The following is a 10,828-nucleotide window of genomic DNA, read 5'->3' as shown; positions in this document are numbered from 1 at the left end:
TTTCAGACGGGCTGCCCGTACTGCGCCCATAGCCGCCATAATCGTAGGCAAAGACAGAAAACCCCATGGAACGCAACAATTGGATGGATTCCAAGCGTCCCGCCATGTTGCCGGCATTGCCATGGCTGAAAAGCACGACTTTCGACGCGCCTTCCAAGGGAATGAACCAAGCATGACTTTGCCCGTCCTCAACCTTTAAGAAGACGTCTTCATATTCCCACTGGAAAGGGGCTGTTGCAGGCGTACGATCAATACGCTTTGCAGCGGGGAAAATAAATTTCTCTTGGAAAGAATAGAGGAGCAGAAGCAATCCTCCCGCCCATAGGAGCGCAATACATAAAAATAACCACATAAAATACTTCCATTGGAGTTGTGTTGGTGTCATAGGAACCATACCATATCGATTTTAGGACAAGCGAAACAAGCGGCCAATCGGTGAAGCCTTCGCATGACATTTCTCCAGACCGATCTTTTTCGCTATAGTACTGTTTGGGCAGCATCCTCTATCTTCGCAGATGGTGGCTGCCCGCAACATCGGAGCACAGGAAGTAAAGGATTGCCCATGAGATCAAAACGACTTCTCCAACCCTCCTTGGGGCTCTCTATATTCCCCTGTGCGCTGCTCATCGCATTGATTATATTCAATGTTTATTCTTTTGGCGATGACGCCAGTTCCGGCCCCAATCAAATTGCCCTCCTGTTATGCGGTCTTGTGGTGACGGCGCTCGGATATTTCTTTCTGGGATTGCGCTACCGTGAAGTTGAAAAGCGGGCCATTCAATCCATTGTCCTTGCCATGGAAGCCATGCTCATTTTATTGATCGTGGGTTGTCTCATCGGCTTGTGGATTCTAGGCGGCATTGTACCGACCATGATCTATTTTGGCATAAAAATCCTGACGCCCGTAATTTTTTTACCTGTAGTTTGTCTGGTTTGTTCTATCGTGTCCCTTTCCGTGGGCAGCAGTTGGTCTACCATGGGCACCGTCGGCATTGCACTCCTTGGTATCGGCAAGGCCCTGGGCTTTCCTGATCCGCTGGTAGCGGGCGCCATCGTTTCCGGCGCTTATTTTGGCGATAAGATGTCGCCCCTGTCAGACACCACCAACTTGGCCTCAGGTATTGCGGGGACGCCCCTCTTTACGCATATTCGGCACATGATGTACACCACCATCCCCAGTTATACCCTTGCCCTTTTGGTCTTCACCGTGATCAGTCTTTTCTATAAACCGGCAACCTTCAACACCGATTCCATACAGACCATTCTCACCGCCATCGAATCGACCTTTTACGTACATTGGGTCTTGCTCTTGATTCCTTTGTCAGTCATCATTTTGGCGGCATTGGGTATCTCTGCCTTACCTGCTCTGACGGTGGGCGCCTTATTGGGAGGCTTCGCTGCCCTTGTCTTTCAATCTGGCTGCTTCATAGATGCTGAAGGCATTGTAATGACCTGGGCAGAACGATACATGTTTTTAGTCATGACCGCCTACCACGGCTTCACTATGGACAGCGGTTATGAGTCCTTGGATTTGCTCTTGACGCAAGGAGGCCTCGCCCGCATGTACGACACCATATCCCTCATTCTGTCCGCCATGTTTTTTGGCGGCGCCATGGAAGCGACGGGATTCATGCAGCGTATATCTGCCGCTATTTTGTTTAAGGTGCGCGGCGCGGCCAGTCTCATTACCGCCACCATAGGCACCACCCTGCTCGTAAATATATTTTTGGCGGAACAATACCTTGCCATTGTACTCACGGGCAGAATGTACCGTCTCGACTACGATACGTACCGATTGGATGCCCGGAACCTATCCCGCGCCTTGGAAGACGGCGGAACACTGACCTCCGTTTTGGTGCCTTGGAATACCTGCGGCGCCTTTGCCGCCAGCGTGTTGGGCGTGTCGACGCTCAGCTATCTTCCTTTTTGTTTCTTCAATCTTTTCTCCCCCTTCATTGCCATCATCATGGCAGTTCTTCATATAGGGATAAAAGAAGGGATCACGCCCCACGCAGCCACAACGGATGAGGCTTGATTCGATTTTCGTCTGATGCCGATACTAGGGGACGCGGATCCCCACTTTTCCCAAGGGACCTTCTTTTAGATGCTGGAAGGCTTCCTGCACTTCGTCAAACTGAAAGATGTGACTGATTAATGGACGCTTGCTGCTATTTTCGTAGCACGCCAAAACGTTTTCCCAGGCCTGTTGCGCCTCTTCCGCACTGAAAGCGCTCACGCTCATCCCTTGAATGGTGACATTTTTGTGGATGAGCAAGCCCAAGGTAAGTTCCGTCTTTAAGTCGGCCAGTAAGCCCACCACAATGATCCGCCCGTGGGCGGCGACCGTTCGCAGACACTTTTCCGTAAACATACCGCCCAGTGTATCTAAAATCAACGATACGGGCGCGCCTCCGGCTTTCTCACGAATCTCCCGATCCAAAGCCGGCACGTTACTATCCACAATGTGATCTGCCCCTAAAGCCTCCAAAGTCTTCCACTTTTGTTTGTCGCGCGATAAGGCGATCACCGTGGCGCCCGCGGCTTTCGCGAGGAACAGAGCTGCCGTCCCTACGCCGCCGGAAGCGCCGGTTATAACGACCGTTTCGTCGGCCTTCAAGTTGCCGCAGACTTTCAAGGCGCGCCAAGCCGTTAAATGAACGAGCGGCGCCGCAGCCGCCTGCTCAAAGCTCCAACCTTCGGGTATGGGCGCGAGCCATTTTTCGGGAACGACGCACTTCTCCGCCAGCGTACCCGGCGTAGATACACCGGTAAGTCCTCCCAAAATACATACGTTATCACCCTGCTGAAATCGGCCTTTTGCAGACCCTTTTAATACGACACCGGCACCGTCACGGCCCGGAATAAAGGGCGGCGTTCCCGCACGCGGATATTGCCCTTGGATAAGATAGCGATCAGCCGGGTTGAGCGCAATACACTTCAGCCCCAGAATCACCTCATCCTCTTTCGGCTCCGGTAATGCCGCCTCTTCTAAAACAAGATTTTTTATATCACCTGTCTTATGAAAACGCCATGCACGCATAATTACCTCCTTGCCTTCATAGGGGAGTGTCGGAGAAAAATTATTTCCTTCTCGTTTTCGTAATGTTCAAAGGATAATCGAATTTTTAATGCTTCATTTCTCGTTCTCAGCTGCCTCTATTCATTTCGTGATATACGCCGCCTGCCTGTAAACTCCGGCGGCGTATTCACGGTATAGCAAAGAAACAAAACATCCTTTTTATTCAAAAGGGACAACCGCACCGACCAGCCCTTAGCGATATCAACCAGCCTTTAGGGTGCCACAACGGGCTGTACCCATGCCATCTCATAATCGCCTTTTGCAAAGGCGTTGGGATGTAACTTATCGGAGACAATGGCGGCACGCACATAAAGTTCATCCCCTTCAAAACGGTAACTTGGATTCAAATCGGTCGTTTCGGCCAATACAACGCCGATGCTATCATCATAGACCAGAGAAGCACGGGACGGTGTTTTGCCCTTTTTATCGAGGTACGGCGTTGTTTTTGTCGAAAATCCTTTACGACTCCCGATAAAACGGGTCGTATATTTCACACCGCTTTCCGCTTGGATCGAAAAAGACAAGCCCGTATCGCTGCTTTCAATGGCATCCAACACAATGCCCGTACTAGGATAACACTTGCCCGCTTCTATTGCTTCCAACAAAGCATCGGCTTGCAGCGAGTCCGCATCAACCATAAGCCATCCCCTGCCCGGATTCGCATTGCCTGTACCCCAATTAATGTAATTGTGGGTATCATCGCTTGCCAGACCGTAGAGGACATTGGTTTTATCCTCCATTAGCCGAAAAGAAAGTACCACGTCCCAAATACGGTCGGTACTCGGATAGCCGTTTTCAACGTGTCCCCAATTATTGACACCGGGATGACCGTTAAAGACTTCAAAGAGGCGATATTCTTTCAGCTCCAATATTTCTTCAATGGTTACCGATTCCGCGAAATTGGGGTGGTTCAACACAGCGATCATAGGTTGATTTTTAGCAGCGCACTGTTCGGTCACAGCATTATGATACATACGCGCCAACGTGACCGCATCCTTATCCCGATCGGCAGGGATGACATCCACAATGTTGAGTGCGCACACATGGGGCCCTTTCCCTAAAGAAGTAATTTCTTCTCCATGGATGAGAAGGAATTCCCCCTCTTCTTCGAAATGGGCTTTCATTTCATCATAGGTTTTTAATCGGAGCATTTCTTGTCCGTTTTCAACTTTGGTCTCTACCCAATCATCGCCAAATTGATCACGAAGAATCTTTACCTGAGCAGGCGCAGGTTGTTTTTCCGGCGTGATGGGACGGAAGCGTTCGTCGTCTTGTTTTTGATTGTGTTCGGTAACACAGACAAAATTCCAACCATGATCCTTGTACCACGCCACAGGCACTTCAGGCGCGCCGTCGCCGTCACTGCGCAACGAATGCACATGAATCGCGCCCTTATACCATTCAGCTTGTGCGGATACCTGGAAAGCCAGTATGGCGCTCATACTCAACAGCAGCACGAAAACAACTTGTCTCATTTCAGATTCTCCTCTTTTATGACTATGCCCGCTCTCATCAAAGAAGCAGGGCAATACTCACATATTCAAAATTCCTCGGTCACTTAACGCATTTCCGGAAAGTACCGAGCTTCAATTAACAAGCAGAGGGTGTGCCAGAGAACGACATGGGCTTCTTGGATCACCTTCGTCGAATCGCCCGGTGCTTTAATGGCAATATCGGCAACTTCCGCCATGCGCCCGCCTCCCGGTCCTGTCAGCGTGATTACCTTGCCGCCGTGCGCTTTGGCAACTGACATGGCCATCAGACAATTGGCAGCATTGCCTGAGGTGCTAATCGCCAACAGCAAATCACCGGGACTCATCAGGGCGTTTAACTCTTGTGCGAAAGCAATATTCGGAAAAATACAGTCGTTTTCAATGGCTGTTTTCAACGGACCATTCAAACCCAAGGTAATGGCGGGCAGCCCTGTTTCCAAATGCTGGCTTAAATCGTCACCATAGGGAAGACCGCTCAGCTTTTCTTGGAAAGCGGGATCCAGCGTTCTGCGCCGTTCAAAACTTTTGCACAGCTCCCCGACGATATGCTGCGCGTCCGCATGGGATCCGCCATTTCCACAGGTAAAAAAACGGTTCGGCCCATCGAAACAGATCGATAACGCACGGTGTGCCGCAAAGAGCGCCTCTTCACAACAGGCTAAATCGGGGCGGCGATCCAACATGGCAGTCACGAGTGGTTGTTCTTTTTCGTTCCAACTAATCACGTCATACATCCTTTCAACTCATAGCGCAATCAATCGCCCATGAGCATCATATCCACAGATATTTTTTGAATTTTACAAAGATCTATTTTACAGCGATACAAACAAATTAACAGAACAATTAATCTGTTCATGGTAACATATTTGATATGATACATCTACTATGAAAAATATCTTTTTAATACAGTGCCTTTTTAGCTTTCGCGGCTCCGCTTTGACATACTTTTCTTTTATCCTTCTCTGCCTGCCTGTACTTGCCACGGAAACAAGCGATGTACAAGTCCAAGAAGAGCAGAAAACGCCTTTTGAAATACTGCAGGAATCGCTGACTGACCAAGAAACCGCAGAGCGGAAGATTCGCGCCTTCGACAAAATCAACGTCTTAAAAGCGGAACTATTAAAGGAAGAGGCACGCGATCTCAACGCAGCCGGCAAGGATGAGGATGCTTCAAAACGAAGGGAAGAAGCAAAAGCCTTACTTGCAGTGGTTGATGACGCCTATCAGCTTGGACTCTCCCTATACGGAGACAGCGCCGTACTGCATAATTTCTACGGCGAATTTTTATTTGATATTGCCTCTCAGGTGTCCAAGGCAGTTAGCCACTGGCAAAAAGCCCTTCGGGCCGATGAAAACTGTGCCCGTGCCCACAACAATTTAGGCATGTATGACCTGCATCAAGGCGCCTATGAAAGCGGCCTCAGCCATATGGATAAGGCCCTCGCTTTAGAACCCGATAATCCCACTTTTTTATTCAATATCATCCAAATATATCTGACGAATTACAGGCAGGTCATGGCGCTGACGGGTATGTCACGTGCTGAGGTTTTTGAAAAGGCCATGAACCTTTCAGCGCGAAGCGTTGCACTGGCGCCCCATGACTACCAAATCTTAAGGGACTATGCGCTCAATTTCTTCTTGGCTGAAGATTTCGAATCCCTTCCCGATTGGACGAAGGCCGCGTCCGCATGGCACGCCGCCGGGAAACATGCCCCAAATAAGATGGAACAGTATAATACCCTTTTATATGAAGCCCGCGCCCACATACGGGGCGACAACAAAACAGAAGCGCAGCGTTGTCTGCTCGAAGCCGATAAACTGTTGCCGAACAATGCCCTTGTTCAAGAACTCCTCCTGAAAGTGAAACAATAACAGCCATGGATTACAGCATAGAAAGTCATGGGTTAACCAAAATATATAATGGGCAGCCTGTCGTCAATCGTTTAAACCTTCGTATTGAGCGGGGCACCTTTTGCGGTTTCTTGGGACCCAACGGCGCAGGAAAATCTACTACCATCAAGATGCTGACGGGCGTGCTGGCTCCCTCATCCGGTTACGCGCGGATACTGGGCAACAACCTGAAGCATGACACCCTGGCCATTAAAAAACGCATCGGCGTCGTTCCCGAAGATCAATGTCTCTTTGAAAATCTGACTGCCCCGGAATACCTCGTCTTTATCGGGCGCATGTATGGATTGCCCAAGGACGTGGCGCTCGATCGAAGCCATGAATTACTGGATGCGCTGGGCCTTGCCGACGCATCAAAAACGCTCATATTGGAATTTTCCACAGGCATGAAAAAGAAGTTGGCCTTATGCGCCGCACTCATCCATGATCCGGAAATACTCTTCTTAGACGAGCCTTTCGAAGGCGTGGATGCCATCGCTTCGCGCACGTTACGGGCCGTCTTAGAACAAGCCCGCGCCCGAGGCGCTACCATCTTTTTGACCTCCCATATCCTTGAAATTGTGGAAAGGCTTTGCTCCCATGTCTATGTCATCCACGAAGGGCAATTGATATTTCAAGGTTCTTTGGAAACACTCGCCCAAGGGAGCCGTCTTGATGAAGCCTTCTTAAAGCTCGTCGCTCATGGTCAACAGGAAAACACACAGCTTTCCTGGCTGGGAGCCTCCCATTGATGTCGCCTCAAATCCGAGCCATCTTTAGACTCAAATGGACCATGTTCCGCCGTAGCTTCGGGAAAAGCTCCACCTCAGGATTAGCCGTGGTCCTTGCCCTTTTTACCGTCGGCGCCTTAATCTCAATCGGCATAAGTTTCCTGCTTTTCTACTTGGCACGGCTCAGCACTAAAGAAGATTCGTATGACTCCGTACTCCTGCTTTTAGACGGCTCTATCCTGCTCTATTGCTTCTTTTTTTGCTGGGGCTTATTGCTCGAACTGCAGAGGAATGACGTCATTGATTTCAAAAAGATGTTGTTCCTTCCCGTGTCTTTATCCTCTGTGTATCTCATCAATTATCTCGCCTCCTTGCTCGGCCCTTTATTTCTCTTTTCCATGCTGCCTTTAGCAGCGCTCTTCTGTGGATTGTATCCCGCCATGGGCGCGGGTATTTTTCCCGCCGGCATTATTTTGTTCCTATCTTTTTTTATGATGCTCGGCGCATGGTCTTATTATCTGCGCGGAAAACTCGCTATGCTTATGGAGAATCCCAAATGGCGGCGCATTGTTTTCATGCTAGTGCCCATCAGCTTTATTTTTATTGCACAAATGCCCGCCCTCGTTTTACGATTGACTGTGAGGCAGGCTGCCGAAAAAACGTCGGGAAACCTTTTAACACTGTTAAATAATCACTTGGACATTACGAACAAAGTCTTCCCCCTCCTATGGCCCGCCTATGGTTTATGGTCTGTCTGTCTCGAGTCTTCCTTTTTGATCTTCGCCCTCACCTTAGGGGGCATGTGGATCATTACCTTAGTCGGCTTATATATAGGATTCGTCAGTACGTTGCGCCATTACATGGGCGCCTCCTCCTCGAAACCTAATTCTCCGCTAAAAAGCCAGACCAAAAAAGACGTGCCTGTCACCGCGAAACGCTTGCCCTTCCTATCCGAAGACACCTCAAGCTTGGTGTGCAGTTTTTATGTCTCCTTCAGCCGGCATCCTCATGTACGGATGTTACTTATTATGCCCATTTGTTTTGGTTTATTTGTTTTGTTTATGCAACACAACAGCGCGCCTGACTCTCAGCTTTCCGGCCGGAACTGGATACCTACAGCCTGCCTTCTATGGCCCTTCATCAATTTTTCTTTTTTCATGTTCAATCTCTTTGGCATCGACAACAATTCCTTTCGAATCTTACAGCTATTACCCACAGCCCGCTATAAATATCTGCTCGCTAAAAATATCGCAGTCGCTCCCATTGTACTGGGACTTTTTCTTTTCTTCTTTGCCGTAAGCCTTCTGCTCATTGAAGTTTCCGTCGTCGGCGCCTTCCTCTCTCTGATCTTAGCGCTTCAATTATTTCTCCTATTCAGCGCTGTGGGCAATGTGCTCTCCATCAAATTTCCCCATCGCCTCCATCGCGACGCCCTGCGAAGCCCAACCGATCGGATCTATCGTATCTCGAATGGCTTTCTCTCCATGATCCTCTCCCTGATCTTGGTACTTCCTGCATTTTCCTGTTTATTTATATATAGAAGCAAACCCGCAATATTCATGGAACATCTTCCCGGCGATTGGGCAGTCCTTATACCGGCGGTCCTATTAACGTTCATCACTCTATTCATCTATCGGAAAGGGCTGCACTATACGGGCGACATGCTTACGGCGCAAGAAGGCCGTGTAGCAGACATTTTATTGGGCGAATTGGATTAACGCATTGGCCGCAACCCGTGTTATAATTAATTTGCAAGGTATCCGGGGACGGGAGACCATAACAGGATGTTGCTCCCTTCACCATTGGACACAACCAAAACACTAAATAGGATGAGGAGAGTCATTTTAATGGCGGTCAGAGTTATCTACCTTGTCAGACACGGTCAGCATGATCTAAAGAATCCGAGCGGTTCCGAACTTGGCGGCAGCCTTACCTCCCTTGGCATCAAACAAGCAGAGTTAACGGCACAGATGCTGGCAAGCAAAAATATTTCTTCCATCCACAGCAGTTCTTTGAATCGGGCGGAAGAAACTGCCCGTATTATCGCCCGGCAACTGCCCGGCATCTCCATCCAACAAACCGATTTGCTGTGGGAATGCATCCCCACCATGACCCCCAAACTCAAGTTGGAAATGCCCAACTATACGCCTGTCCAAGTGGCGCAAGACAAACAACGCGCTGAAGTGGCCTATAGAAAATACTTCAAAGTCGCGAAACGAACCGACCGCCACGATCTCATCGTCTGTCACGGCAATCTGATCCGTTATTTTGTTACGCTCATCTTAAACGCGAAGCCCGATAGTTGGGTCAAAATGGATATGTGCAACTGCGGGATTACCCAAGTTCTTATTCAAGGTGATGGCGATATGGCAATCTTATGCCTCAATGATTGGTCCCATCTCCCCAAAGAGCTGCGTACGTCAACCTTACGCTGAGTTGTTGGAAATCCCATCGTCTTCACAGTCCTTTGGTTGCCGGCTTGTGGATCGCCGATGACGACGCTTCCTTTGTTTGCGTATCTTCGCAGCCTTTTGAGCCGCTGCGCTCCCTTCCCCCAACGCATCTCCCTCCATAAGCTCACAAAGTCTTCGCCGTGCATAAAAACGGTTTAACGCTTGGGAACGTGCCTTTTGCATCTTGACGGAAGAGCCACTGGGGACATGGAGGAGATACACGCAGGTGGCGGTCCGATTCGTTTTTTGACCACCGGGACCCGAACTGCTGACAAAGCGCTCTGTCAAGTCCTCTTCCCGCAAACCGCAGGCTGCCATGCGCTGCAACAAACTGCGCATTTTCTCTTCCGTAACGCCAAAATTTAACACAGTTTCTCCACGATGAACAGCCCCTTCACACGAAGGTTCCCCCGCGTAAGGGAGACCCTCCTATTCAAGGGCCATAATAATAACATCGATTGTTCGGTGTTTCTTGCACACCGACAACGATCGGATGAAGGTGCCCCTCTTTAAGAAAGCGCCAAATCCATAAGACGACCCGTTCCGCCGTAGACTGTTCCAAGTCTTCGACCTCATTCAAATACCGGTCATGGAGTTCATGAAATAGGGCGTGTGCCGCCGCTTCGATGCCTGTTGTATCGCTGCATGCAAATTCAACGGTGTAGCTGTGCCCGTGTACCACACGACAAGGATGGTCTTCAGGCAGATGGGGCAACGATTGCGCTGCGGCAAAACGGAATCGGTATCGTTCGGGCAGTCGGGACAGCGCCTCTTCGGGTATTTTTTCTACATAAAAGGCAGACGGTTCCGGCGGAAAAACTCGGACTTCACGAAACCAACGAGGCCGGGGGGACTGCAGGTTTTCGTGGATCCATGCCTCTAAAGATTCGACAGAACAATCTTCTTCCAGCCCCGGAATATCCGATAAACAGCAATGATCCAATGCGCTCCGTATGGGCTCAAAGTATTGCTTCAGTTCCGCATAATCCACGACCCAGCCATTGGAGGGGTCAATCTCCCCTTCCGCCACCAGATCAATACGATAACTATTTCCTTTGAAACGGTAGCTGCCATCGGCCTCATAGGCTTTGTATGCCGCTTCAATATGAAAAGATTTAATAATTTGTATGGTCATTGCTTACTCAGTCATTTGGTCTATCGTTGCAACATTGTTATATTATAAGG

The 10,828-nt window shown here is 49.4% G+C and carries 11 protein-coding genes; 5 read left to right on the top strand and 6 right to left on the bottom strand.

Features of this window, described 5'->3' with window-relative positions:
* On the bottom strand, positions 1 to 352 hold a 352-nt coding region (locus tag GX117_10975), incomplete at its 3' end, for an alpha/beta hydrolase (protein ID NLO33858.1).
* A 210-nt stretch (positions 353 to 562) separates the two neighbouring features.
* Between GX117_10975 and nhaC the strand changes: the two genes are divergently transcribed.
* Positions 563 to 2,035 carry a Na+/H+ antiporter NhaC gene (gene nhaC / locus GX117_10970; GenBank protein NLO33857.1) on the top strand — a complete coding sequence of 491 codons (1,473 nt, stop codon included), beginning with the start codon at positions 563 to 565 and terminating at the stop codon, positions 2,033 to 2,035.
* 24 nt (positions 2,036 to 2,059) lie between these two features.
* On the opposite strand, the gene GX117_10965 is transcribed toward nhaC, so the two are convergent.
* The 3 genes from GX117_10965 to GX117_10955 all read right to left on the bottom strand — a co-directional run bounded on the left by GX117_10965 (position 2,060) and on the right by GX117_10955 (position 5,297).
* The gene (locus GX117_10965) at positions 2,060 to 3,040 is read right to left on the bottom strand and encodes a zinc-binding alcohol dehydrogenase family protein (protein NLO33856.1); all 981 of its coding nucleotides are present in this window, start codon (positions 3,038 to 3,040) and stop codon (positions 2,060 to 2,062) included.
* Between the two features lie 251 nt (positions 3,041 to 3,291).
* Complete coding sequence (locus GX117_10960) at positions 3,292 to 4,554, bottom strand: hypothetical protein (GenBank protein NLO33855.1); 1,263 nt, start codon at positions 4,552 to 4,554, stop codon at positions 3,292 to 3,294.
* Between the two features lie 83 nt (positions 4,555 to 4,637).
* Positions 4,638 to 5,297, bottom strand: coding sequence for an SIS domain-containing protein (locus GX117_10955; GenBank protein NLO33854.1), 660 nt, complete (start codon positions 5,295 to 5,297; stop codon positions 4,638 to 4,640).
* A 160-nt stretch (positions 5,298 to 5,457) separates the two neighbouring features.
* Between GX117_10955 and GX117_10950 the strand changes: the two genes are divergently transcribed.
* From GX117_10950 to GX117_10935, 4 genes are all read left to right on the top strand, one after another.
* A complete protein-coding gene (locus tag GX117_10950) occupies positions 5,458 to 6,444 on the top strand; it encodes a hypothetical protein (GenBank protein NLO33853.1) in 987 nt (328 codons plus the stop codon).
* Positions 6,445 to 6,449: 5 nt separating this feature from the next.
* Positions 6,450 to 7,211, top strand: coding sequence for an ABC transporter ATP-binding protein (locus GX117_10945; protein ID NLO33852.1), 762 nt, complete (start codon positions 6,450 to 6,452; stop codon positions 7,209 to 7,211).
* Positions 7,208 to 8,908, top strand: coding sequence for a hypothetical protein (locus GX117_10940; GenBank protein NLO33851.1), 1,701 nt, complete (start codon positions 7,208 to 7,210; stop codon positions 8,906 to 8,908). Before GX117_10945 ends, GX117_10940 begins: the two co-directional genes overlap by 4 nt.
* 129 nt (positions 8,909 to 9,037) lie before the next feature.
* Positions 9,038 to 9,625, top strand: a complete 588-nt coding sequence (locus GX117_10935) for a hypothetical protein (GenBank protein ID NLO33850.1) — start codon at positions 9,038 to 9,040, stop codon at positions 9,623 to 9,625.
* On the opposite strand, the gene GX117_10930 is transcribed toward GX117_10935, so the two are convergent.
* On the bottom strand, positions 9,617 to 9,982 hold the full coding sequence (locus GX117_10930; protein ID NLO33849.1) for a peptide chain release factor-like protein: 366 nt from the start codon (positions 9,980 to 9,982) through the stop codon (positions 9,617 to 9,619). The two genes, GX117_10935 and GX117_10930, sit on opposite strands and share 9 nt — an antisense overlap.
* Before the next feature lie 94 nt (positions 9,983 to 10,076).
* Positions 10,077 to 10,778 carry a hypothetical protein gene (locus tag GX117_10925; GenBank protein ID NLO33848.1) on the bottom strand — a complete coding sequence of 234 codons (702 nt, stop codon included), beginning with the start codon at positions 10,776 to 10,778 and terminating at the stop codon, positions 10,077 to 10,079.
* Between the last annotated feature and the right edge of the window lie 50 nt (positions 10,779 to 10,828).

Source organism: Candidatus Hydrogenedentota bacterium, from assembly GCA_012523015.1.
Lineage (GTDB): Bacteria > Hydrogenedentota > Hydrogenedentia > Hydrogenedentales > CAITNO01 > JAAYBJ01.
This window is presented reverse-complemented; position numbering and strand designations above follow the sequence as displayed.